Genomic DNA, 24236 nt, shown 5'->3' on the forward strand with positions numbered 1-24236 from the left:
TTCCTGCTTGGCTACACGCCTACAACCACCACCGGCCCCACACCGGCATCGGCGGCCACCCACCCATCAGCCGCTTGACCAACCTCCCCGGTCAGTACACCTAGCTCGAGGGCAGGTGGCGCGCCGCGCCCGCGAGCGCGCGCAGGGTGAGCCGGCCGTCGGCCAGCCCGAGCCGCACCACGTCGTCGAACACCTGCTGCCGCGCGCCCGCCGAGCGCAGCACCGCCTCCATGAGCGCCGGCCGGCGGCTGAGCCGGGACGCCGCCGCGGTGTGCCGCAGGTGCCCGCCCAGCCGGCGCCCCAGCGCCCGCCGGTAGGCCGCCCCGGCTCCCGCGCCCGCACCGGCGGCCGCGCCGGCCAGCGCGCCGGACAGCACCGCGTAGAAGATGCCCTCCCCGGTGAGCGGGTTGACCAGCGCCGCCGCGTCCCCGGCCAGCAGCACCCGGCCGTCGGGCTGCCGCGGCCGCCCGGTGCTCAGCGGCAGCCGGTGCGCGCGCAGGCCGTCGGGCGCGACGCCGGGCAGCAGCCGGCGCAGCCCCTCCTCCAGGCCCGCCCGGCTGGCCCCGCCGGACACCAGCTCGCCGTAGCCCACGTTCGCCCGCCCGTCGCCGAGCGGGAAGGACCACGCGTAGGCCGGCCAGCGCTGCTCGGTCGTGACGAGGACCTGCACCCCGGCCTGGCCCGGCAGCTCGGGGGCGTAACCGCGCAGTGCCACGGCCAGCTCCGTCGGCGCGTTGCGCCGCACCTCCAGGGCCCGGCGGACCACCGACTCCGCGCCGTCGGCCCCGATCAGCACCCCGGCGGTGACGGACCCGTCCACCTCCACGCCGTCCGGGTGCACCCGCACCTGCCGCACCTGGTGCCGGCGCAGCACCGCCCCGGCGTCCCGGGCGGCCGTGACGAGCCGGACGTCGAGGACCACCCGCGGGACGACGTGCGAGGGGCGTTCGGTGTCCCGCTCGACGGTGGTCCCGCGCGGCGAGGTCAGCCGCAGCCGGGGGACGGCGGGGAAGCCGGCGGTGAGGGCGGCCGCGTCCACCCCCAGCGCGGCGAGCACGTCCAGCGCCTCGGCGGCGATGCCGTCCCCGCACACCTTGTCGCGGGGGAAGTCCGCGCGGTCGAGCACCAGGACGCGGGCGGCGGGATCGGCCCGCCGGGCGGCCAGGGCGGCAGCGGCGCCGGCCGGCCCCCCGCCGACGACGACGACGTCCCAGTGCTCCACCCGGCCGACGCTAGGGGAGGCCCCGGGGTCAGCGCGCGACCGGGCGGGGGACGCCGTCCCAGTTCTGCGCGAGCAGCCGCCGCCAGCTGTCCAGGTCGTGGTCGGCGGGCTCGGTGGTGGCGACGAAGTCCAGCAGCACGTCGCAGAAGCGGTCGGGCTCGTCGAGGTGCGGCCAGTGGCCGGCGTCCTCGAAGACCTCGACCCGGGCCGAGGGCACCGCGGTGCGCACCGTCTCGGCGTGCTGGGCCGGGACGATCGGGTCGCGGCCGCCCCAGATGACCAGCATGGGCACCGAGTCGGCCAGGTACAGCCGGTCCAGCGCGGTCACCGCCTGCCCCCGGACGTCCACCACCCCGCGCAGGGTGCGCAGGAACGCCCGCCGCGCCTCGGCGTCCTGGAGGGCCAGCAGGGCGTCGACGGCCTCGGCGAGGTCGCCGACCCGGCGCCACCCCGCCGCGCGGCCCAGCGCCTCGACCACCCGCAGGCCGCCGCGCAGCGGGCCCGAGACCTCGGCGAGCGCGCCGACCACGAGCTCGGCCCCGGGCAGGGTGGCCGCCCGCAGGCCCGCCGAGAGCTCCGGCCCCAGCCCGCCGCTGCCCACGAGCGCCAGGCGCTGGCAGCGCTCGGGGAACTGGTAGGCGAACTGCAGGGCGATGCCGCCGCCGAGCGAGTGCCCGACCACGGTGGCGCGCTCGACGTCGAGCACCGAGAGCAGGTCGCGCATGCCGTTGGCGTAGGCCGCGATGGAGTAGTCGCCCCGCGGCTTGTCCGAGTCGCCGTGCCCGAGCAGGTCGGGCGCGATGACGGTGTGCTCCTCGGCGAGGCGGTCGATCACCCCGGCCCAGGTCTGGCAGTTGTTCCCGATGCCGTGGAGCAGCAGCAGCGGCGGGCCCTCGCCGGCGAGGAGGAAGGCCCGCTTGTGCCCGTGGACGATCCGGGACCGGCGGACCAGGCGGGGTGCCACGGGCCCAGTGCACCACGGGCGGTGTTGCCTGCGGGTTACGGCTGCCGCGGTCAGGCCGACGAGGGCGCCGTCCACTTCCGCGGCGGGTGCACGTAGCCCTCGACGAACCGCAGCAGGCCGGCGGCGTCGTCCACCACGCCGAGCGCGTCCAGCCGGGCCGCGTCGAGGTAGCCGTCGTCGACCATGCGGCGGAGCTGGGCCAGCAGCGGCTGCCAGAACCCGTCGACGTCGAGCAGCGCCGCGGGCTTGGCGTGCAGCCCGAGCATCCCCCACGTCCAGGCCTCGAAGAGCTCCTCGAGGGTGCCCGCGGCGCCGGGGAGTGCGACGAAGGCGTCGGCGAGGTCGGCCATCAGCGCCTTGCGCTCGTGCATGGAGGCGACGACCTCGAGGCGGGGCAGCCCGGGGTGCGCGAGCTCGTCGTCGACGAGGTGCTGCGGGATGACCCCGACCACCTCGCCGCCGGCGGCGAGGGCGGCGTCGGCGACGACGCCCATCATCCCGACGCGGCCGCCGCCGTAGACGATGCCCACGCCGGCCCGCGCGAGCCCGGTGGCGAAGGCCGCGACGGCCTCCGCGTGGGCCGGCGGGCCGGCGTGCGACCCGGTGAAGACGGCGATGCGCACCGGCTACTTGCCGCCGTAGTAGCGGAAGACGGGCTCGGCGATGCAGACCGGCTTGTCCCCGCCCTCCCGCTCGATCACGGCGCCGAGCGTGACCTGCAGGCCGCCGGCGACCTCCTCCACCGACCTCAGGGTCGCGGTCAGCCGCACCCGCGAGCCCACGGGCACCGGGGAGGGGAAGCGCACCTTGTTCAGGCCGTAGTTGACGCCCATCACCGTGTCGGTCACGGCGAGGACCTGCGAGGAGAGCGAGGCCAGCAGCGAGAGCGTGAGGTAGCCGTGCGCGATCGGGCCGCCGAAGGGGCTCTCCGCCTTGGCGCGCTCCACGTCGACGTGGATCCACTGGTGGTCGCCGGTCGCGTCGGCGAAGAGGTTCACGTGCTCCTGGGTGACCTCGTACCAGTCGCTGCTGCCGAGCTCGGTGCCGGTCAGCCCCGGCAGCTCGGCCATGGTCGTCGTGGTGCTCATCGGTGTGCGCTCCTCCGTCGGACGTGGGTGCCTCCAGGCAACGTAGTCCTGGCGGACGTAGCGCTCTGCCCACCCCGGGTGGGCAGAGCGCGAGCTCCGCCGGGCACCCGGTCCCGCGCCGGTCCGACCGGCCTCGCGTCACCCGGGCGCGGGCGCGCGGAACCGGGTTCACTGGCCGTCGTGCTCACCTCGACCGACGGCTGGACCGCCTGCGACCAGGGGCACCGCCACTGGGGGCGGGCCGGTGCCGCCGGCCTGCTGATCCACCGCGACGGCCCCGACGGCGTCGAGCTGCTCCTGCAGCACCGGGCCTGGTGGTCCCACCACGGGGGCACGTGGGGCACCCCGGGGGGTGCGCTGCACGCGGGGGAGGCCCCGGCCGCCGGCGCCCTGCGGGAGGTGGGCGAGGAGCTGGGGCTCACCGCGGCCGACGTCGTCCTGGGCGCGCAGTCGGTGGACGACCACGGGGGCTGGGCCTACACGACGGTGCTGGCCCGGCCGGTGCGCCCGTTCGAGGCGGTCGACCTCCGGCTGGACGGCGAGAGCGACGGCGTGGCGTGGGTGCCGCTGGCCGGGCTGTCCGCGGTGGCGCTGCACCCGGGGCTGGCCGCCTCGCTGGACCGGCTGCGGCCGCTGCTCGAGGACGGCGCTGCTCCGCCTCCGGCCGCGGGTTAGGTTCGGCGCATGAGCGCCCGCGACGACGTCTCCGAGATCTTCGACAGCTCCGCGTGGGCGCCGGTCGAGGGCTTCGACTTCTCCGACATCACCTACCACCGCGCCGTGGACGCCGGCGTCGTCCGCATCGCCTTCGACCGCCCCGAGGTGCGCAACGCCTTCCGGCCGCAGACCGTCGACGAGCTGATCACCGCCCTGGAGCACGCCCGGCTGTCCACCGACGTCGGCTGCGTGATCCTCACCGGCAACGGCCCGAGCCCGAAGGACGGCGGCTGGGCGTTCTGCTCCGGCGGTGACCAGCGGGTGCGCGGGAGGTACGGCTACGAGCACGACAAGGGGCGCTCGAGCGGCCGGCTGCACGTGCTGGAGGCGCAGCGGCTGATCCGCTTCATGCCGAAGGTGGTCATCTGCGTCGTCCCCGGCTGGGCGGCCGGGGGCGGGCACAGCCTGCACGTGGTCAGCGACCTCACGCTGGCCAGCGCCGAGCACGCCCGGTTCAAGCAGACCGACGCCGACGTCGGCAGCTTCGACGGCGGTTTCGGCTCGGCGTACCTGGCGCGGCAGGTCGGCCAGAAGTTCGCGCGCGAGATCTTCTTCCTCGGCGAGGAGTACACCGCCGCCGACGCCCACGCCATGGGCATGGTCAACCGCGTCGTCCCCCACGCCGAGCTGGAGGCGACCGCCCTGGACTGGGGCCGCAGGATCGTGGCCAAGTCGCCGACCGCCCAGCGGATGCTCAAGTACTCGTTCAACCTGATCGACGACGGCCTGGTCGGCCAGCAGCTCTTCGCCGGGGAGACCACCCGGCTGGCCTACATGGCCGAGGAGGCCGTCGAGGGCCGGGACGCCTTCCTCGAGAAGCGCGACCCCGACTTCACCCGATTCCCCTGGCACGTCTGAACGAGGAGGACCGCATGATCGTCGAGATCGTCACGGGCGCCGACGAGCGCCCCGAGGCCCGGGTGGTCGACGTCGAGGACCTGGGCCGCCTGCACCTGGCCCTGGGCGTCGTCACCGACGAGGAGGCGGGCGAGGCGCTGGAGCGGTCCGGCCTCGGGCGGCTGAGGGACGCGGAGACCGCGTTCCTGGACGTGGCCGCGCTGCGGGCCGCCGCGGAGCCCCGCGCGACGGCCGGGGACTGGAACACGCGGTGGGACGGGATGATCGCCGGCGCCCGCGCGCACGGCTGGCTGTCCGAGGACGGCGCGCAGCTGCAGGTGCACGTCGAGAGCGCCGCGGGCGCCTGACCAGGACCGGAAGGGGTGGCAAGGCCCGTTGCGCAGCAAGTTATCCGCACCTCGGATGATCGAGATCGTTGTGGTGACCCCGTCGGAGGCGCAGGATGTGCCGGTGCGCAAGACTCGTCGCCCCGAGGTCCGGTCGTGAGCGGGACGCCCGGCCGTCCGCTGAGCGCGGAGCTGTCCGAGCAACTGCTCGCCGTGGCCGTGGACATCCTGGCCGACGAGGGCTGGGGCCGGCTCAACAGCGACCGCATCGCCGCGCGCGCCCGCGCGGGCAAGGCCGGCATCTACCGCCGGTGGCCGTCGATGTCCGCCCTGGCCCGCGCCGCGGTGAGCCGGTTCGACCTCGTGGTGGTGCCCGAGGACGCCGGATCGCTGCGCGCCGACCTGCTGGGCCTGATCAGCGACCGCTGGACCCGGCCGCTGGACCGGGAGGAGCGCGCCGTCGCCAGCCTCGTCGGGGCGGCCCGGCACGACGAGGAGCTGCGGGCCGGGCTCGACGAGGCGCTCGTCCAGCCGCTGGCCGCCGCCGTCCAGACCCTGGGCGAGCGCGCCCAGCAGCGCGGCGAGCCGGTGCGGCTGGAGCGGCTGCGGCTGCTCGCCTCGGTGCTCGAGGCCTTCTGGTGGCAGCGCTACCGGATGGCCGAGCCGCTGACCGCCACCCAGGTCGAGTTCGTCGCCGACGAGGTGCTGCTGCCGCTGCTGCGGCCGGTCGGCGAGACCGTCGGGGTCTGAGGCGGTCCCGGCTCAGCAGGCCAGCCGCGCGGGCGGCTGACCGGCGGCAGCGCGGAGCCGGCGCAGCAGGTGCTCGGCGCTCTCCGCGAGCCCGTCGAGCACCTGCTCGGTCTGGCGTGCCAGCTCGTCGCCGATCACTGCGGGGTCCACGCCGGAGGTGACCGCCGGGCGCTGCCGCAGCAGCAGCGCCCGGATCGCCGAGAGCCAGGTGGCGGCGGTGAGCGCCGCCGTCGTGCCCGGGTCCTCCAGCACCAGGCCGTCGTGCGCCGGCTGGGCCCAGGCCTCGGCCAGGGCCTCGGCGAGCAGCCGCTCGCACTCGCCCACCAGGTGGCGCTCGTGCGCGCGCAGGGACTCCGACCCGGCGACGAGCCGCACGTGGTGCCGGTGGTCCGGGTCCTGCAGCGCCTCGATGCGGTCGCGGACGAAGGCGCCCAGGTAGCCGATCAGCGCCGACAGGGGGCACTGCGCCGGGGTCCGGTGGCGCACCGCGTCGGCGGGGCCGTGCACCCAGGGGGTGCGGCCGTCGAAGAAGAGCTCCTCCTTGGTGGAGAAGTGGTTGAACACCGTCTGGACGGCGACGTCGGCCGTGCGGGCGACGTCGGCGATGGTGACCGCGTCGTACCCGCGCTCGGCGAACAGCCCGTGGGCCACCGCCCGCACGTGGGCCCGCGTCTGCGCCTTCTTCCGCGCGCGGCGGTCGGTCTGCTCACTCACGGTGCCAGCTTAGGTACGGAACGTTCTCCTTGCTCGGACGAGCGACCGGGATGTCCGCGGGGGTGCGCGCGGCGCGCCCGGGCCCACCAGGCACGATGGCCGCGCGGGTGGACCCGGCCGGAGGCCCGGGCGCCCGGGACGACGACTGCGAGGAGGAACCGCCCGGTGCGGACGAGAGCTGCGGTGCTGCGCGAGGCCGGGACGGAGTACGAGGTCGTCGACCTGGAGGTGCTCGACCCCGGGCCCGGCGAGGTGCTGGTCGAGATGGCCTACGCCGGCCTGTGCCACTCCGACGAGCACCTGCGGCACGCCAACCCCGGCGGGCGCTACCCGATCGTCGGCGGCCACGAGGGCTCCGGTGTGGTGCAGGCCGTGGGCGCCGGCGTCACCGGTGTCGCGCCTGGCGACCACGTCGTCACCAGCTTCCTGCCGGCCTGCGGGCACTGCCGGTTCTGCGCGTCCGGCCGCTCCAACCTGTGCGACAAGGGCGCGACGATCGCCACCGGCCAGCTGCCCACCGGCACCTTCCCCTACCGCCTCGACGGCGAGCCGCTGGGCGGGTTCTGCATGATCGGCGCCTTCGCGCGGCACACGCTGCTCAGCGAGTTCTCCTGCGTGAGGATCGACCCTTGGCTGCCGCTGGACACCGCCGCGCTGGTCGCCTGCAGCGTGCCCACGGGGTGGGGGTCGGCGGTCTACTCCGGTGGTGTCCGGCCCGGGGACACGGTGGTCGTCGTCGGCCTCGGCGGGGTGGGCGTGAACGCGGTGCAGGGCGCGGTGCACGCCGGCGCCATGCACGTCATCGGCGTCGACCCGGTGGCGATGAAGCGGGAGTTCGCCGAGTCGCTGGGGGCCACCCGCACGGTCGCCGACGCGGGTGAGGCGGTGGCGCTGGCCCGCGAGCTCTCCCGCGGCACCGGCGCCGACGTCGTCGTCGTGACGGTGGGGAAGATGACCGGTGAGGTCTTCAAGGCGGCCTCGGCCTGCCTGGGCAAGGGCGGCACCCTGGTGCTGACCGCGCTCGCCGACCGGCCCGAGGAGGGGCGGGCGACGCTGAACGGGCAGATCACCACGGTGTTCGAGCACCGCGTGCAGGGCTCGATGTTCGGCTCGTGCAACCCGTTCACCGACATCCCGCGGCTGCTCCGGCTGCACGAGGAGGGGCGGCTGGAGCTCGACCGGCTGATCACCCGTCGCTACGCGCTCGACGAGGTGAACCAGGGGTACCGCGACCAGGCCGCCGGCGAGACCGTGCGGGGGCTCCTGGAGCACGCCCCCGGCGATTAGTGCACTAACCGCCGGGTCGGCTGGGCACTCGTCGGCGCATGAGTGAGCCCCGCATCGCCGTCCTCGACGTCGACGGCACCCTCGTCGACACCAACTACCAGCACGCCCTCGCCTGGTACCGGGCCTTCCGGTCGCTGGGCGAGACGTTCCCGGTCTGGCGGATCCACCGGCTGATCGGCATGGGCGGTGACCGGTTGCCGGCCGCGCTCGGCGGGGACGACGTCGAGGCGCGCATCGGTGAGCAGGCGCGCGACCGCTGGGTGGAGGAGTTCGACCGGGTCATCGACGAGGTGGCGCCGCTGCCCGGGGCGCGGGACCTGCTCAGCGCCTTCGGTGAGCGCGGGCACCGGGTGGTGCTGGCCAGCTCGGGCAAGGCCAAGCACGTGGACCACTTCCTCGACCTGCTGGACGCCCGGGACCTCGCGGAGGCGTGGACGACCAGCGAGGACGTCGAGTCCAGCAAGCCGGCGCCCGACCTGCTGCAGGTGGCGCTGCGGAAGCTGGGGGAGCCGGTGGACGCGGCCAGCGTCGTCGTGGGCGACTCGGTGTTCGACGTCGAGGCGGCGGCGAACGCCGGGATGCCCGCGCTGGTGGTGCGCTCCGGCGGGTTCGGCGATGACGAACTGCGCGGGACAGGCGCCGTCGACGTCTTCGACACCCCGGGCGACCTCGCCGCGGCGCTGGACCGGCTGGACCTCTCCGCCGAACGCGCCTGACCCCCGCCGACCCGGCCTGACCTCGCCGACCTGGCCTGACCACTCGGCGGGACCGACGCCCAGCGCTCGTCGCCGAGGGCAGGAGGGTTCCGGCGGGAGTAGCGCTCTGCCCCGCGGGTGTGGGCAGAGCGCTACTGGGTCGGGGTGGGGTCTCGGAGCCGGAGCCGGACCCGGGCTCGAACGGGCGGGCTAGGCCGCGGGGGTCGTGCCCCGCCCGAGCCGGCGCAGCGCCGCGTGGCCCGACCGCCCGAGCCCGCCGCCGTCCCGCGCCTCCGCACCTCCCGTCGGCGAGGTGGGGCGGGGGACGCCGCCGAGGGCAGGTGGGTGTTCGGCGGGAGTAGCCCTCTGCCCCGCGGGTGTGGGCAGAGCGCTACTGGGCCGGGGCGGGCAGGAGCAGGAGCAGGAGCAGGAGCAGGAGCCGCAGCCGGAGCCGGACCCGGGCTCGAACGGGCGGGCTACGCCGCGGGGGTCGTGCCCCGCCCGAGCCGGCGCAGCGCCTCGTCGGGCCGGTCGGTGATGATCGCGTCGACCCGCAGCCCGATCAGGAGGTCGATGTCGGCGGGCTTGTTCGCCGTCCACACGTGCACCTCCTTGCCCGCGGCGTGCGCCTCCGCCACGAACCCCGGATCCGCCCGCACGAGCCCCACCCCGGGCCCGACCGCGCTCATCGAGCTCGCCAGCAGCTCGGTCCGCACCGCACGCAGCCGCTTCCCGATGAGCTGCACGGTCGGGACACCCGGGGCCAGCGCCTGGACGCGGCGCACCGCGAGCTGGGAGAAGCTCATCACCCGGAACGCCGGCTTCCCGCCCCACTGCGCCGGCCGGTCACCCTGCAGCAACCCGTAGCGCCGCAGCGAGCGCACCAGCTCCTGCTCCACCCGGCTCGCGTGGCGCGTGGGGTGCTTGGTCTCGATGGCCAGCCGGACGCTCCCGGGGGTGGCGGTCACGTACTCGAGCAACCGGTCGAGGGTGAGGACCCGCCCGTTCTCGACGTCGGGCTCGTCCGAGACGGCGGTGATCGTGTCGTCCGCCCATCGATCCAGGCGGCCGCGCCGGGCGCCGAACCGGAACTGCTCCAGCTCGGCCAGGTGCAGGGCGGAGACGACGCCGCGGCCGTTCGAGGTGCTCCGGACGCGGCGGTCGTGGACGCAGACCAGCACGCCGTCGCGCGTCATCCGGACGTCGCACTCCACGGCGTCGGCGCCCACGAGGGCCGCGTTCCGGTACGCGGCCAGCGTGTGCTCGGGCGCCTCCGCGGTCGCCCCGCGGTGGGCGACGACCTCGGGGCCGGTCACCGGCGCGGACGGGGGGAGCGGTCGTGCGGCACGGGGCGATCTTCCTCGCCTCGGGCAGGGCAGGCGACCGAACGCGCCGCGCGCGGCCGGCGGCGGCGGGGGAGGGCCGACGAGCGCGGCGGGTCAGACGGCGAGGCGGGCGCGGTACTCGGCGACGGTGATCATCGGCGGCCGCTCGTCGACGCCGACGGCGCTGCTGCGCGGCACGAACCCCTGCCCGTCGTGCCGGAACTGGGTGAGCAACCCGCTGACCCCGCGCCCACCCGCCGCCCGGGACAGCACCGTGGCGACGACCTGCCCGGCCATCTCCCCGAGCGCCTCGACGTCCTGCGAGGTGTGCCGGCGGGTGCCGAGGTCGACCTGGGCCAGCGAGGAGAGCCCGCCCAGCCGCAGCAGGTCGACGAGCAGGCCGACCTCCACCCCGTAGGCCGAGACGAACGGCACCTGCTCCAGCACCGAACGACGACCGGCGTACTCCCCGCCGAGCGGCTGCACGATGCCGGCCAGCTCCGGCCACAGCGCGTTGAGCAGCGGCCGTGCCGTCAGCTCGGTCACCCGCCCCCCGCCCGCGGGCACCACCGTGTCCCCGACCTCCAGCGGCCGGGTGTAGCAGCCCTTGACGTAGGCCACCTGCGGATCGGTCAGCAGCGGCGTGAGCAGCCCGGGCACGTAGTGGGCGACGTCGCCGAGCAGGTCGGCGTCGAGGAAGACCACGAGGTCACCGGTGGTGGCCGCCAGCGACTTCCACAGCGCCTCGCCCTTGCCCCGGCGGGTGCCCGCGCCGGGCAGCACGTCGGTGGTGGCCACGACCGAGGCGCCGGCGGCCCGGGCGACGGCGGCGGTGGCGTCGGTGCTGTCGGAGTCGACGACGACGAGCTCGTCGACCAGCGGCACGCCGCGCACCCAGTGCGCGTGCAGGTCGGCAACCAGCCCGCCGACCGTCGCCTCCTCGTCGCGGGCGGGGAGGACGACGCTGACCCGGTGCCCGCCGCGGCGCTTCGCGCGGAGCAGCGCGTCGACGTCGACCTCGTCGAGGGACCGGGCGGTCGACGTGCGATCGGCGAACCAGGCGCGGGCGTCGGGTCTCACGCACCCCACTGTCCGGCAGGCCGGGACCGCGCACCAGACGAGCGCCCTGCTGTTCACCGGCCCGTCACGGGATCGTTCCCGGCGCCCTCGCCCCCGACGTGCGACGACGTCAGACGGTGACGGCGCGGGACCCGTCGAGAAACGGCCCCGGGGCGTCCGCGATCACGGCGTCCCGGCGGCCGGGGCGGCGAGCCCGACGGCGACGGCGGTGCGCCAGCCACCGTCGGCGAGCCGCCCGGCCTCCAGCGGGCGGGCGAGGGCGTACCCCTGCAGGTAGCGGTGGCCCATCTCGCGCAGCAGCGCGAGCTGCCCGGGGGTGGTCACGCCCTCGACGACGACGGGCAGGCCGAGGCTGGTGCCCAGCTGGAGCACCCCGCGGCACAGCGCCCGCCGCTGCGGGTCGTGCTCGACGTCGGCCAGGAAGTGCTGGTCCATCTTCAGCAGGTCGACCGGCATCCCGGCGAGGTAGGCCAGCGACGACCAGCCGGTGCCGAAGTCGTCCACGGCGATGCGGACGCCCAGCCCGCGCAGGGTCTCCAGCTCCCCGGTGACGTGGCTGTCCAGCAGCATCGACTCGGTCAGCTCGACGACGAGCCGCGCGGCGGGCAGGCCGCTGGCAGCGAGCGCGGCGACGACGTCGGCCACCAGCTCACCGCTGTGCACGTGGCGGGCCGAGACGTTGACGGCGACGGCGAGCTCCTCACCGGGCAGCCCGGCGACGGTGGCGCACGCCTCGCGCAGCACCCAGCGGCCCAGCTCGGTGATCAGCGGGGACTCCTCGGCCAGCGGCACGAACTCCTGCGGGGAGACGTCGCCGAGCTCGGGGTGCCGCCAGCGCAGCAGCGCCTCGACGGAGACGGCGCGGTCCAGGACGACGTCGACCACGGGCTGGAAGACCAGCCGCAGCTCGCCGCGGGCCAGGGCGCCGGCGAGGTCGGTGCTCAGCGCGCTGCGCCGCCCCTCGGCGGAGCGCAGGGCGTCGTCGGCGCGGTGCACCGAGCCCGGACCGGCTCCGCGGGCGCTGCGCAGGGCCAGGTCGGCGCGGTGCAGGGCCTCGCCGGGATCGACGTCGGCGCCCAGGCCGGTGACGCCGGCGACGGCGGTGAGCCGGCCGGCCGGGGTGGCCAGCCGGCCGAGGGTGGCGACGAGCCGGGCCGCGACCACCTCGGCGTCCGCGACGGAGCCGTCGACGAGCACGACGAAGTCGCCGTCGGTCCCGCGGGCGAGCCAGTCCTCGCCGCGCAGCTCGCGGGCCAGCCGGGAGGTGATCGCCCGCAGAACGGTGGTCCCGGCGGGGGTCGCGCCGTCGACCGAGAGCAGCACCAGCGCGGTGGCGCGCGCCGGGCCCTGCCGCTGGACGGCGGCCAGCCGGTGCACCAGGGCGCTGCGGTTGGGCAGCCCGGTGACCGGGTCGGTGAGCGCGAGCTCGAGCAGCTCGGCGTCGGGGCCGGCGCGGTCGGCGGTGAGGTCGGCGCAGAACAGCACGAGCGCACCGACCTCGGGGTCGGCGCGCAGGTCGCGCACGGTGGCCTGGACCAGCCGCCACCCGCCGTCGCCGGTGCGGACACGGGCGGTGCGGACGGCGAGCTCGCCCTGGTCGCCGGCCCGGGACCGCAGCGCGGGGAACAGCACCCGGCGGTCCTCCGGGTGGACGGCGTGGGCCAGCCGCAGGCCGGTGAGCTCGGCCGGCTCGCGGCCCAGGAGGGCGGCGATCGCGGGGGAGGCGTAGGTGACGCGCAGCGAGTCGTCGAGCAGCACCACGGGGTCGGTGCTGCTCCGCACCAGGGCGGTGAACTGCGCGCGGCCGGTGCGCAGCGCCGCCGCGAGCCGGGCCTGGCGGCGCCACAGGACCCACAGCGCCGGGCCGAGGACGGCGGCGCCGCCCAGGCACAGGAGCCGGGCGGGCGCGGGCGCGGACCAGGCGCCGAGGACGACGGCGACCAGCGCGAGGACGGCAGCCCAGCCCGCGCGCCCGTGCGCCGGCGCGGCAGGCCCGGGGGCGACGGCGGTGGTCACGCCGTCGTCATCGGGACCCGGCGCCCCGCGCTGCAGCCGCGGTGCCCGCGCGGTCACCCCATCGAGGTGCGCCGGCGCCGGGTCGCGGGCGGCCGGGCCCTGCCCCACGATTCCGTGCATGACCCCCGGTCACCCGCCCGGCCCGCACGTGGGGACCGCGGACCGGCGGCGGGTGGCGCTGCTGCTCGAGACCGCCGACGTCCTGGCCGAGCGCGCCGCCCGCACCGCCGACACCGCCCAGGCCCAGGTCCTGCTGCGCCGGTCGGCCCAGCGCCGGGCGCAGGCCGAGCGGCTGGCCTCGGACGGCTCGCCGCGGGGCCGCCCGGGGGCCGCGGGAACCGGCGCGTCGAACTGACCCCCGCGGCGCGGCGGCGCGGCGTACGGTCCGCGCCGTGGTGGGCGGACTTCCTCCGGCGCCGCGCTGGGCGTGGGCGGTCATGGTGCTCGGGGTGGCCGCGGTCGCCCTCCTGGCCTACCTGCTGGCCAACCGCCCGCCCCCGCCGGGGTTCACCGCGCCGGCGGCGGCCGGGCTGGACGCCCTGGAGACCACCCCGGCGGCCGCCCCGCTGCGGGTGCTCGTCGTCGGGGACGGCGCCACCGTGGCGCCCGAGGGCGTCGTCGCGTGGCCGCAGCTGGTCGCCGACGGCATCTCCGGCGAGGGGGCCCGCCCGGTCGAGCTGACCGTCGCCGCGGCCGACGGCAGCGGCTACCTCGTGACCCCGCCCGACGGCCAGACCTTCCGCCAGCTCGCCGAGGGCGCCGGCGGGGACTGGGACGTCGTCGTCCTCTCCGGCTCCCACGACGACAACGCCGCCTTCGACGACCTCCAGGCGGCCGCCCAGGAGACGATCGAGGCGGTGCGGGCCGCGTCTCCGGAGGCCGCGGTGCTGGCGGTCGGGCCGGCGTGGCCGGAGACCCCGGCGCCGGGCTACGTGCAGACCGACCGGGACGCCGTCGCCGCGGCCGCGGAGGCGACCGGGACCACCTTCGCCGACCCGCTGGCGGAGGAGTGGCTGACCGCGCCCGGTCTGGTCGGGGACGACGGCGAGACCCCCACGGCGGAGGGGCACCAGGCGCTGGCCGAGCGGATCCGGCCGCTGGTCGAGCCGCTGGTGACCGCGGGTGGCTGAGCCGCGGGCGGGCGCCGTCCGCGGGAGCGACCACCCGGCGCCCGGACCGGTCTACCGTGGCCGGGTGCTCCGCTGGTCCTGCGCCCTCGCCGCCGGGGCGGTCGTCTCCGGGTTCGCCGCCCTCCTGGTCACCGGGGAGTACCGCAACGAGGGGCCGGTGCTGCTCACGCTCGTCGGCAACCACGGGGTGCACGCCGGCGACCTGTTCGTCCTCGCGGGGTGGGCGGTCGCCGTGCTCGCGCTGGTGGTCCTGGCTGCGGCCCCCGGCCGGACGACGGAGGACCGCTCCGGCGGCTGACGCGGTCCTGCGCATTTCTTGCGGATCGCTGCGCACGACCCTGCGGTTGCCCGCGCAGGGTGGCTCCTGCCGCGGGATGGAACCGCCACCCCGGTACGAGCAGGGGAGGCAGGCACGTGCCCAGCGCGAGCAGCACCACCACCGTGGCCCGGCAGGGCGTCGCCGCGAAGGTCGTGGGCACGGTCGCCGTGCTGGCCGCGGCCGGCGCGGTCGCGGGTCTGGGGACCCTCGGCGGGTTCACCGCCAGCGACAGCGTGGACACCGAGGTGCGGACGGGGGCGCTCTCGATCCGCCTGGACGCCGCCGCGGGCACCACCAGCGTCCCGTTCTCCGGCGGGGCCATGATGCCCGGCGACGTCGAGCAGGTCGCCTTCGACCTGCGCAACGACGGTGACGTGCCGCTGGCCTCGGTCGGCTTCGCCTCGGTGGCGCGGGTCTCCAGCCTGCTGGACACCGACCGGGTCGACGGGCTGCAGATGGACGTCGAGTCCTGCTCACGGCCGTGGACGAAGGCGGGCGCGTCGTGGACCTGCGGCGGCACGGTGACCGGCTTCTACGCCGGGCCGATCGTCATGGACGAGGCGCTGGAGGGCGCCGCGAGCCTGCGCCCGGGCGGGGTGGACCACCTGCTGGCCACCGTCTCCTTCCCGTCGACGGCCGGCGACGCGCTCCGGCAGCAGACCAGCACGTTCACGTTCACCTTCTCCGCCGTGCAGCGGGACGGCGCCGCCCGCTGACCTGCGACCGCGCGGGCGGGTACCGGGCCCACGGGGGGCCCGGTCCCCGCCCGCGCCGTCGTGCCGGGCACCGCGGGGTTGCGGACGGCGCCGATCCGGCGAGCGGGCCTGTCGGCGCGCCGCCCGGCGTGCCGGATGGCAGAGTGACGCGTGTGAAGACCTGGCTCGACAGCTGGCCGGTGTACCGCCAGCTCACCGGCTCCGACCCGCTGGGCCGTGGCAAGGCCGCGCGCAGCAAGGCCACCGAGGCCACCGTGTCGCGCACCGCCACCGCCGACCGGGTCGTGAAGAGCGTCTGCCCGTACTGCGCCGTCGGCTGCGCGCAGAACGTCTACGTCAAGGACGAGAAGGTCGTCCAGATCGAGGGCGACCCCGACTCGCCGATCAACCGCGGCCGGCTGTGCCCCAAGGGCTCGGCGAGCAAGCAGCTGGTGACGAGCCCCACGCGGGTGACCACGGTCAAGTACCGCCGTCCGTTCGGGACGGAGTGGGAGGACCTCGACCTGGACACGGCGATGGAGATGATCGCCGACCGCGTCCTGGAAGCCCGGCGCAAGGGCTGGCAGGACGAGAACGAGGGCAAGCGGGTCAACCGCACCATGGGAGTAGCGAGCCTCGGAGGGGCGACCCTCGACAACGAGGAGAACTACCTCATGAAGAAGCTCTACAGCGCGATGGGCGCCATCCAGATCGAGAACCAGGCCCGCATATAGCACTCCGCGACGGTGCCCGGTCTGGGTGCCTCGTTCGGTCGTGGCGGCGCCACGAACTTCCTGGAAGACCTCGCGAACTCCGACTGCATCGTCATCGAGGGTTCCAACATGGCCGAGTGCCACCCGGTGGGCTTCCAGTGGGTGGGTGAGGCCAAGGCCCGCGGCGCGAAGATCATCCACATCGACCCGCGGTTCACCCGCACCAGCGCGATCGCCGACCTGCACGTGCCGCTGCGCATCGGCACCGACATCGCGTTCCTGGGCGGGCTGATCAACCACGTCCTCAGCAACGAGCTGTACTTCAAGGAGTACGTCGTCGCCTACACCAACGCCGCGGCGCTGGTGGGCGAGGAGTTCGTCGACTCCGAGGACCTCGACGGCCTGTTCTCCGGCTTCGACGCCGAGAACCGGGTGTACGACGAGGACACCTGGCAGTACGAGTTCGAGGAGCCGCCGCACTCGGGCTCCGACGACCCGGCCGAGGCCGCCGAGCAGGACCGGCTGGAGGACGACCCCGCCGTCAAGAAGTCCGACCGCGCGCAGGCGGCCGGCAGCGGCGGCCCGCCGATCCCGGCCAAGCCCAAGCGCGACGAGACGCTGCAGCACCCGCGCACGGTGTTCCAGGTGCTCAAGCGGCACTTCGCCCGCTACACCCCCGAGATGGTGTCGGAGGTCTGCGGCATCGAGCCGGCGGTGTTCCACCAGGTCGCCGAGTGGGTCACCAGCAACAGCAACCGTGACCGGACCACGGCGTGGGTGTACTCGGTGGGCTGGACGCAGCACAGCGTCGGTGCGCAGTACATCCGCACCTGCTCGATCCTGCAGACGCTGCTCGGCAACATCGGCCGCCCCGGCGGCGGGATCATGGCGCTGCGCGGGCACGCCAGCATCCAGGGCTCCACCGACGTCCCGACGCTGTTCAACCTGCTGCCCGGCTACCTGCCGATGCCGCACGCCCACCAGCACCACACGCTGGAGGAGTACGTCGCCGACGCCGCCGGCAAGGGCGGGTTCTGGGGCAACAAGCCCGCGTACATGACCAGCCTGCTCAAGGCGTGGTGGGGCGACGCCGCGACGCCGGAGAACGACTTCGCGTTCGACTACCTGCCGAAGATCGACGGCGACCACAGCTCGTACCGGACGATCGCCGACATGATCAAGGGGAAGGTCTCCGGGTACTTCCTCGTCGGCGAGAACCCCGGCGTCGGGCACCCGAACAGCCGGATGAACCGGTTCGGGCTGGCCAACCTGGACTGGCTGGTCGTCCGCGACCTGCAGATGATCGAGTCGGCGACCTTCTGGAAGGAGGGCCCGGAGCACGAGACCGGCGAGCTGTCGCCGGACACCATCGGCACCGAGGTCTTCTTCATGCCGGCCGCCACGCACGTGGAGAAGGAAGGCACCTTCACCCAGACGCAGCGGCTGCTGCAGTGGCGGCACAAGGCGGTCGAGCCGCCGAACGACGCCCGCAGCGACCTGTGGTTCTACTTCCACCTCGGCCGGATCCTGCGCGAGCGGCTGAAGGACTCCACCGACCCGCGGGACCGCCCGCTGCTCGACCTCACCTGGGACTACCTGCCCGAGGGCGAGCACGACGAGCCGAGCGCGGACCTGGTGCTGCGCGAGATCAACGGCTACGGCCCCGGCGGTCGGCTGCTGAACTCCTACCTCGAGATGGAGGACGACGGCTCGACGTCCGGGGGCTGCTGGATCTACAGCGGCGTCTACGCCGACGGGGTCAACCAGTCCGCGCGGCGGAAGCCGGCCAGGGAGCAGGGCGTCGTCGCCTCGGAGTGGGGCTGGGCGTGGCCGCTGAACCGGCGGATGCTCTACAACCGCGCCTCGGCCGACCCGGACGGCAAGCCGTGGAGCGAGCGCAAGAAGTACGTCTGGTGGGACGAGTCCGCCGGGGAGTGGACCGGCGTCGACGTGCCCGACTTCGAGAAGAAGAAGCGGCCGGACTACGTGCCCCCGGACGGTGCCCACGCGCAGGACGCGCTGGCCGGCACCGACCCGTTCGTCATGCAGGGCGACGGCAAGGCCTGGCTGTTCGCGCCGGCGGGCGTGGTCGACGGCCCGCTGCCGACGCACTACGAGCCGGCCGAGTCGGTGGTGGAGAACGCCTTCTACAAGCAGCAGGCCAACCCGACGCTGGAGATGATCGAGGGCCCGTGGAACCGGGCCAACCCGACGCGCAGCGACGTCTACCCGTTCGCCGTCACCACCTACCGGCTGACCGAGCACCACACCGCGGGCGGGATGAGCCGCACGCTGCCCTACCTGTCGGAGCTCCAGCCGGAGTTCTTCGTCGAGGTGAGCCCCGAGCTCGCCCGGCTGCGGGGGCTGACCAACGGCGGGTTCGCCACGCTGGTCAGCGCGCGCACGGCGGTGGAGGCGAAGGTGCTGGTCACCGAGCGGGTGCGGCCGATCAAGCTGCGCGACGGCACGGTGGTGCACCAGATCGGCATGCCCTACCACTGGTCCTACGCCGGCATCTCCACCGGTGACGCGGCCAACGACCTGCTGGGCATCGTCATGGACCCGAACACCCACATCCAGGAGTCCAAGGTCAGCACCTGCGACATCGTCGCCGGGCGGCGGCCGCGGGGGCCCGAGCTGCTGGAGTTCGTCGAGGCCTACCGCCGCCGGGCCGGGGTCGAGTCGGGGAAGGTCGGCGTGAACGGCCGCGACCCGGTGGCCGCCCAGGCCGGCGAAGGGTCCACCGCGTGACCCCAGCGATGATCAGGTCCGACGCCGACCGGCGGGACGACGACGAGAGGAGGGGAGCGAGATGACGATCAGCTCGGCGAGCCCGGCCTTCACCGGCCGCGACCCGGAGAACCGGCTGTTCGGCCCGCTGCCCGACGTCACGGCCGAGGCCGGCTACGAGGAGGAGCACCCCAAGCGGGTCGGCTTCTTCACCGACACCTCGGTCTGCATCGGCTGCAAGGCCTGCGAGGTGGCGTGCAAGGAGTGGAACACGCTGCCGATGGACGACTCCCACGGCGTCCGCGACGCCCTGGGCCTGTCCGGCATGTCCTACGACAACACCGGCCAGCTGGGGGCCAACTCCTGGCGGCACGTGGCCTTCATCGAGCAGAGCCGCGCCGTCGACCTGCCGATGCCCACCTTCGGCCGCCCCGGGGACGACCGCGCCGGCAGCGGCCCCTCGCCCGCGGTGGCCGGGGACGACGTCAGCCTGGCCGACGCCCAGCAGAGCGTGCTCAACGCCGAGGCGCTGAGCGAGTACGACCCGCAGACCGGGCAGAGCGGCGCGGACAAGCAGATCCGCTGGCTGATGAGCTCCGACGTCTGCAAGCACTGCACGCACGCCGGCTGCCTCGACGTCTGCCCCACCGGGGCGCTGTTCCGCACCGAGTACGGCACCGTGGTCGTGCAGGGCGACATCTGCAACGGCTGCGGCTACTGCGTGGCGGCCTGCCCCTACGGCGTCATCGACCAGCGCAAGGACGACGGCCGGGTCTTCAAGTGCACGATGTGCTACGACCGGCTGACCGACGGGCTGCAGCCGGCGTGCGCGACCGCGTGCCCGACGCAGTCGATCCAGTTCGGCGACCTCGACGAGCTCCAGGAGCGCGCCGACGCCCGGCTGGCGACGCTGAAGGCGCAGGGCGTGGAGACGGCGCGCCTGTACGGGCGGGACGAGAACGACGGCGTCGGTGGCGACGGCGCGTTCTTCCTGCTGCTCGACGAGCCGGAGGTCTACGGGCTGCCGCCGGACCCGATCGTGACCACGCGGGACCTGCCGGCGATGTGGAAGGCGGCCGGCAAGGCCGCGGCGATGATGATCGGGGTCGCGGTCACCGCCGTCCTCGGCTCGCGGAGGCGCTGACATGACCGGCGGTATCACCAGCCCCGGCGCCGGGTGGCGCCAGGCCGACCAGGGCCCGGCCGTGCAGCAGCGCACGGGCCGGAAGCGGCGCCACCGCGGCCGCGGGCGCCACCGCGGCGAGGTCCCGATGGTGGAGGACGTCGAGTTCACCTCGTACTACGGCCGGCAGATCGTGAAGACGCCGGTGTGGAAGTCGCCGGACGTGCCGCTGTACCTGTTCCTGGGCGGTGCCGCCGGCTCCTCGGCGATCCTCGGCGCGCTGGCCGACCTCACCGACCGGCCGACGCTGACCCGGGTGTCGCGGCTGACCGCGGGGGCGGGCTCGCTGGCGTCGGTGGTGTTCCTCATCCACGACCTCGGCCGGCCCGAGCGGTTCCTGCACATGCTGCGGGTGATCAAGCCGACCTCCCCGCTGTCGATCGGGTCCTACATCCTGGCGCCGTTCAGCGCGGCGGCCGGGGCGACGGCGGCCGTGGAGCTGCTGGGCTGGTTCCCCCGGCTCAAGCGCTTCGGCGGGGCGGTGGCCGCGGCGTTCGGCGGTCCGCTGGCCACCTACACCGGGGTGCTGCTGGCCAACACCGCGGTGCCGTCGTGGCACGCGCCGCACACCCAGCTGCCCTACGTCTTCGGCGGCTCGGCGATGGCGGCCGGCGGCGGCATCACGATGGCGTTCACGCCGGTCGAGGAGGCCGGGCCGGCACGGAAGATGGCGATCACCGGCGCCGTCGTCGAACTGGCCGCGATGCACAAGGTCGAGACCGACCACGGCATCCTCAGCGAGCCGTACCACGAGGGCCGTCCGGGCGCGCTGATGCGCGCGGCGCAGGTGTGCACCGCGGCAGGGGCCACGCTGACGGCGGTGGCGGGGCGGCGACGGTGGGGCGCGGTCGCCTCGGGCACGCTGCTGGCGGCCGGGTCGCTGCTCACCCGCTTCGGCGTCTTCGAGGCCGGCATCGCCAGCACCAAGGACCCGAAGTACGTGGTGGTCCCGCAGAAGGAGCGGCTGGCCGCCCGGCAGCAGGAGCACGCCGACACGACCACCCGCTGACCCGGGGAACGGCCGGGTCAGCGCTTATCGTGACCGGGCGCCCGGAGGACGCGGCGCTGATCGATGCGCTGCGCGCCCGCGACCGGCGGGCGCCCCTGGGGGTGGCGGGACCTGCTTCACGACGACGGCTCGGCCACGGCGGCCCCGGTACCCGCTGACCCGCCGCCACCCTCGGGTACCGCTCCGGTGACCCCGCTGCCCAGCGTCGGGCCCCAGGCGTGGCTCGCGGAGGCGGTCGGCAACCTGCCGGCCGCGCGGGAGACCGCCCCGCCGCCGCCCGCACCGCCCGCGCCGGCCGCACCGCTCGCGCCGCCGCCCACGATGCCGACGCGCGAGCTCCCGCTCCCCGGCCGGCCCGCGGCCCAGGCCCCGGCGCCGGTCCAGGCTCCGCCGCCGGTGCCGCCGGTGCCGCCGGTGCCGCTGGTCACCGCCCGCCGGCGGCCGGCGCGCACGTACCTCGTCGCCGGCGGGCTGGCCCTGGCCCTCGGGTTCGTGGGCGCCCTCGCGGCGGCCGGCGTCTCCGGCCCGCCGGCCGAGCCCGGCGCGGGTGCCCCGCAGGAGGCCGGGAACGGCGGCGGCGCGGCGGTCGCGGGCACCGGATCGGCCGCCCCGCTGCAGCCGGTGTCGGTGCGGGCGACCTGCCAGGCGCCCTCCAGCGCCGACTCGCTCGGCAACCAGATCACCTACGAACCGCAGCTCACGCTGGACGCCCTGGGCGCCACGGCCTGGCGCTGCGCGGGCGCCGCCGTGGGGCAGCGGCTCGTCTACGACTTCGGGGCGCCGGTCACGGTGACCTCGGTGGGGCTGGTGCCGGGCTACGCGAAGGTGGACCCCGCCGACGGGACGGACCGCTTCCTGGAGAACCGGACCGTCACCGAGGTGGCCTGGCGGTTCGACGACGGCACCGTGCAGCGGCAGTCGATCGCGTCGCCGACCCCCGCCGCGGTCGACCTCGGTCTCCCCGGCGGCGTGCGCACCCGCCAGGTGGTGCTGGAGATCGCGGGCACCGGCAACGACAGCGCGATCCGGGACTTCACCGCGATCAGCGACGTCCGCTTCGCCGGGCACTGACCCGGGCGCCCCGGGGCGCTGCCGCGCTGGTCACCCGGGCGGACGCACCGGCCGCGACCGGCGCCGGGCACCGCCGGGATGCACCCGGCCTGGGGAACCGGGCCGGAACACGCTCCCGGTGGCCCGTCCGCGCCAGTACGTTCGTGCGCATGTCCGCTACCGACCAGGCGACGACCCGGACGACGCCGCGGCCCCCCGGCGGCCCGCTGCGCTTCCGCGCCGACGTCCAGGGCCTGCGCGCCGTCGCGGTGGCGCTGGTCGTCGCCGACCACGTGCTCGGCTGGCCGCACGGCGGGTTCGTCGGCGTCGACGTCTTCTTCGTGATCTCGGGCTACCTGATCACCGCGCTGCTGCTGCGCGAGCTGGCGAAGTCCGGCCGGGTCTCCTTCCGCGACTTCTACATCCGGCGGGCCAAGCGCATCCTGCCCGCGGCGATGGTCGTGCTGGCGGTGACCGTGGCCGCCGGGTACGCCGTCTTCTTCCTCCCCCGGGCGAACCAGACCGCGCTGGACGCGCTGGCCGCGGCGCTGTTCGTCGAGAACTGGCACCTGGTCGCCGCCGGGGCGGACTACCTGCAGGCGCAGGGCCCGGTGTCGCCGGTGCAGCACTACTGGTCGCTGTCGATCGAGGAGCAGTTCTACGCGCTCTGGCCGCTGCTGCTCTTCGCCGGCTACCGGGCGCTCGACCTCCGCCACCGGCCGGGGCGGCTGGTGTGGTTCATCGGCGCGGGGATCGCCCTCTCGCTGGCGTGGGCGGCCTACCGCACGAGCACCGCCCCGACGGCGGCCTACTTCGACACCCTGGCGCGGGCCGGCGAGCTGCTGTCCGGTGCGCTGATCGCCGTCCTCGCCGGGCGGGTGGTCATCGCCGACCGGCTCCGCCCGCTGCTGACCCTCGGCGGGCTGGCGGTCATCCTCGGCTCCGCCGTGGTCATCTCGCCGTCGTCGGCGTTCCCCTTCCCGTGGGTGCTGCTGCCGGTCATCGGGACGGCGGTGGTGCTGCTGGCCGACCCGCCGGCCTCCCCGGCCACCGTGGTGCTGACCAACCCGGTGTCGCAGGCGATCGGCCGGTGGTCGTACTCCATCTACCTGTGGCACTTCCCGGTGGTGGTGTTCGGGTTCGCCACCTTCGGCGACGAGCTCCCGGTGCAGCTGGCGCTGCTGGCCCTCACGCTGGTGCTCTCCGCCGCCTTCTACCGCTGGGTCGAGCGCCCCGTCCTGAACCTGCGGCCCCGCCCTCGCTACGTGTCGGGGTGGGAACGGCCGCCGGGGACCGGGGTGCTGCTGCCCGTCACCGTGGCCACGGTCCTGCTCGCGGTGGGCCTGGCGCAGTTCTGGGGCCCGTCGTGGCTGCGCGGCACCGGTACCGCCGGCGAGGATGCCGCGGTCGTCGCGGGGGAACGGCCCAGCGCCGCCGAGCTCGCCGAGCAGGTGGAGGCGGCGCTGGCCGCCGACTCCTGGCCGGCCGACCTCACCCCCTCGCTCGACGGGCTGGGTCCCGAGCAGCAGGCCGAGGAGATGGGCACCCAGGCACCCGGCTGCCGCAACACGGTGACCGCCGGGGGCGAGCCGCTGGTCTGCCAGGACGGGCCGGAGGACGCGCCGCGGACGGCGCTCCTGGTCGGTGACTCGGTGGCGATGAGCTGGGGGCCGACGGTCGACGCGCTGTTCGAGGGCGACGACTGGCAGGTGCTCGGGCTGGGTTACGCCTCCTGCCCGTTCGTCGACGTCGCCGTCGCCCCGCCGGCCGAGCCGCCGGGCTTCCCGGAGGACTGCGCGGCCGCGCGGGAGACCACGCTGCAGTTCATCCAGGAGACCGAGCCCGACGTGCTGGTGCTGTCGGCCGGGCAGGGGTACTTCGGCAACTTCGTCAGCGGCGCGGTCGACGAGGACGCCGTCGAGGAGTGGCAGAGCGGCCTGGAGTCCACCCTCGAGACGGTGGCGCCGTCCGTCGGCTCGGTGGTGGTGCTGGGCAACCCGCCGCTCGGCGAGGACCCGCGGGAGTGCGGTGGGCGGCTCGGTGGGCCGGACGACTGCGTGCGGACGATCAGCCGCGGCTTCCAGGACAAGGCCGCGGCCGAGCGGGCCGCGGTCGAGGCGGCGCAGGCCGACGGTGCGGACGTCACCTACGTGGGCACCGAGGAGATGTTCTGCGCCGACGGCCGCTGCCCCGCGTTCGCCGGCTCGGTGCTGCTGCGCACCGACGAGACGCACCTGACCGCGGCCGCCGCGGACCTGGTGGCGGGCGCCGTGCGGGAGATGGTGCCGGACGGCGTGCGGTCGTGACCCCGGTGCCGCCCCGGGCGCTGGTGCGGGTGGGCCCGCCGGTCCGGCCGCCCGCCGCA

General features: G+C 75.5%; 22 protein-coding genes and 2 pseudogenes. 16 read left to right on the forward strand and 8 right to left on the reverse strand.

The window, feature by feature from the left end:
* A pseudogene (locus tag E9549_RS13635) lies at nt 1–104 on the forward strand (IS481 family transposase); the annotation flags it as partial.
* On the opposite strand, the gene E9549_RS13640 reads toward E9549_RS13635, so the two are convergent.
* Genes E9549_RS13640 through E9549_RS13655 form a run of 4 tightly spaced genes read right to left on the reverse strand, consistent with a single transcriptional unit; the run spans nt 101 to nt 3274 of the window.
* On the reverse strand, nt 101–1222 hold the full coding sequence (locus tag E9549_RS13640) for a geranylgeranyl reductase family protein (RefSeq protein WP_236827087.1): 1122 nt from the start codon (nt 1220–1222) through the stop codon (nt 101–103). The pseudogene E9549_RS13635 and the gene E9549_RS13640 sit on opposite strands and share 4 nt — an antisense overlap.
* Nucleotides 1223–1250: 28 nt before the next feature.
* On the reverse strand, nt 1251–2186 hold the full coding sequence (locus E9549_RS13645) for an alpha/beta fold hydrolase (RefSeq protein ID WP_236827088.1): 936 nt from the start codon (nt 2184–2186) through the stop codon (nt 1251–1253).
* A 50-nt stretch (nt 2187–2236) separates the two neighbouring features.
* Nucleotides 2237–2809: a TIGR00730 family Rossman fold protein gene (locus tag E9549_RS13650; protein ID WP_236827089.1), complete on the reverse strand. Its 573-nt coding sequence runs from the start codon at nt 2807–2809 to the stop codon at nt 2237–2239.
* A 3-nt stretch (nt 2810–2812) separates the two neighbouring features.
* Nucleotides 2813–3274 (reverse strand): MaoC family dehydratase, encoded by a 462-nt coding sequence (locus E9549_RS13655; RefSeq protein ID WP_236827090.1) that lies wholly within the window; start codon nt 3272–3274, stop codon nt 2813–2815.
* A 180-nt stretch (nt 3275–3454) separates the two neighbouring features.
* Between E9549_RS13655 and E9549_RS13660 the strand changes: the two genes are divergently transcribed.
* From E9549_RS13660 to E9549_RS13675, 4 genes are all read left to right on the forward strand, one after another.
* Nucleotides 3455–3949, forward strand: coding sequence for an NUDIX domain-containing protein (locus E9549_RS13660; RefSeq protein WP_236827091.1), 495 nt, complete (start codon nt 3455–3457; stop codon nt 3947–3949).
* A gap of 9 nt (nt 3950–3958) precedes the next feature.
* Complete coding sequence (locus E9549_RS13665; protein WP_236827092.1) at nt 3959–4849, forward strand: 1,4-dihydroxy-2-naphthoyl-CoA synthase; 891 nt, start codon at nt 3959–3961, stop codon at nt 4847–4849.
* Nucleotides 4850–4863: 14 nt separating this feature from the next.
* Nucleotides 4864–5196 carry a hypothetical protein gene (locus E9549_RS13670; protein WP_236827093.1) on the forward strand — a complete coding sequence of 111 codons (333 nt, stop codon included), beginning with the start codon at nt 4864–4866 and terminating at the stop codon, nt 5194–5196.
* Nucleotides 5197–5331: 135 nt separating this feature from the next.
* Nucleotides 5332–5925 (forward strand): TetR-like C-terminal domain-containing protein, encoded by a 594-nt coding sequence (locus E9549_RS13675; protein WP_236827094.1) that lies wholly within the window; start codon nt 5332–5334, stop codon nt 5923–5925.
* Between the two features lie 12 nt (nt 5926–5937).
* On the opposite strand, the gene E9549_RS13680 is transcribed toward E9549_RS13675, so the two are convergent.
* Nucleotides 5938–6639, reverse strand: a complete 702-nt coding sequence (locus E9549_RS13680) for a TetR/AcrR family transcriptional regulator (protein WP_236827095.1) — start codon at nt 6637–6639, stop codon at nt 5938–5940.
* 165 nt (nt 6640–6804) lie between these two features.
* Here E9549_RS13680 and E9549_RS13685 point away from each other — a divergent pair, with 165 nt between their 5' ends.
* Both E9549_RS13685 and E9549_RS13690 read left to right on the forward strand, forming a co-directional pair.
* Nucleotides 6805–7926 carry an NDMA-dependent alcohol dehydrogenase gene (locus tag E9549_RS13685; protein ID WP_236827096.1) on the forward strand — a complete coding sequence of 374 codons (1122 nt, stop codon included), beginning with the start codon at nt 6805–6807 and terminating at the stop codon, nt 7924–7926.
* A gap of 38 nt (nt 7927–7964) precedes the next feature.
* Entirely contained in the window at nt 7965–8642 is a 678-nt protein-coding gene (locus tag E9549_RS13690; protein WP_236827097.1) for an HAD family hydrolase, read from the forward strand.
* Between the two features lie 455 nt (nt 8643–9097).
* Here E9549_RS13690 and E9549_RS13695 read toward each other — a convergent pair whose 3' ends face one another.
* The 3 genes from E9549_RS13695 to E9549_RS13705 all read right to left on the reverse strand — a co-directional run bounded on the left by E9549_RS13695 (nt 9098) and on the right by E9549_RS13705 (nt 13162).
* Nucleotides 9098–9937: a glycerophosphodiester phosphodiesterase family protein gene (locus E9549_RS13695; RefSeq protein ID WP_236827098.1), complete on the reverse strand. Its 840-nt coding sequence runs from the start codon at nt 9935–9937 to the stop codon at nt 9098–9100.
* Between the two features lie 123 nt (nt 9938–10060).
* A complete protein-coding gene (locus E9549_RS13700; RefSeq protein ID WP_236827099.1) occupies nt 10061–11026 on the reverse strand; it encodes a glucosyl-3-phosphoglycerate synthase in 966 nt (321 codons plus the stop codon).
* A gap of 162 nt (nt 11027–11188) precedes the next feature.
* Complete coding sequence (locus E9549_RS13705) at nt 11189–13162, reverse strand: bifunctional diguanylate cyclase/phosphodiesterase (RefSeq protein ID WP_236827100.1); 1974 nt, start codon at nt 13160–13162, stop codon at nt 11189–11191.
* Here E9549_RS13705 and E9549_RS13710 point away from each other — a divergent pair.
* From E9549_RS13710 to E9549_RS13755, 9 genes and pseudogenes are all read left to right on the forward strand, one after another.
* Nucleotides 13161–13397 carry a hypothetical protein gene (locus E9549_RS13710; protein ID WP_236827101.1) on the forward strand — a complete coding sequence of 79 codons (237 nt, stop codon included), beginning with the start codon at nt 13161–13163 and terminating at the stop codon, nt 13395–13397. The genes E9549_RS13705 and E9549_RS13710 overlap by 2 nt on opposite strands.
* Nucleotides 13398–13437: 40 nt before the next feature.
* Nucleotides 13438–14172, forward strand: coding sequence for an SGNH/GDSL hydrolase family protein (locus E9549_RS13715; RefSeq protein WP_236827102.1), 735 nt, complete (start codon nt 13438–13440; stop codon nt 14170–14172).
* Between the two features lie 64 nt (nt 14173–14236).
* Nucleotides 14237–14470: a hypothetical protein gene (locus E9549_RS13720; RefSeq protein ID WP_236827103.1), complete on the forward strand. Its 234-nt coding sequence runs from the start codon at nt 14237–14239 to the stop codon at nt 14468–14470.
* Nucleotides 14471–14586: 116 nt separating this feature from the next.
* Entirely contained in the window at nt 14587–15207 is a 621-nt protein-coding gene (locus tag E9549_RS13725) for a hypothetical protein (protein ID WP_236827104.1), read from the forward strand.
* Between the two features lie 152 nt (nt 15208–15359).
* Nucleotides 15360–18650, forward strand: a pseudogene (gene fdh / locus E9549_RS13735) (formate dehydrogenase).
* Between the two features lie 61 nt (nt 18651–18711).
* Entirely contained in the window at nt 18712–19773 is a 1062-nt protein-coding gene (locus E9549_RS13740; RefSeq protein ID WP_236827107.1) for a 4Fe-4S dicluster domain-containing protein, read from the forward strand.
* 1 nt (nt 19774) lies between these two features.
* A complete protein-coding gene (gene nrfD, locus E9549_RS13745) occupies nt 19775–20821 on the forward strand; it encodes an NrfD/PsrC family molybdoenzyme membrane anchor subunit (protein ID WP_236827108.1) in 1047 nt (348 codons plus the stop codon).
* Nucleotides 20822–21007: 186 nt separating this feature from the next.
* A complete protein-coding gene (locus tag E9549_RS13750) occupies nt 21008–21892 on the forward strand; it encodes a discoidin domain-containing protein (RefSeq protein ID WP_236827109.1) in 885 nt (294 codons plus the stop codon).
* Nucleotides 21893–22041: 149 nt separating this feature from the next.
* A complete protein-coding gene (locus tag E9549_RS13755; protein WP_236827110.1) occupies nt 22042–24177 on the forward strand; it encodes an acyltransferase family protein in 2136 nt (711 codons plus the stop codon).
* The last annotated feature ends 59 nt before the right edge of the window (nt 24178–24236 follow it).

The organism is Blastococcus sp. MG754426 (assembly GCF_021699055.1).
Taxonomy (GTDB): Bacteria; Actinomycetota; Actinomycetes; order Mycobacteriales; family Geodermatophilaceae; genus Blastococcus.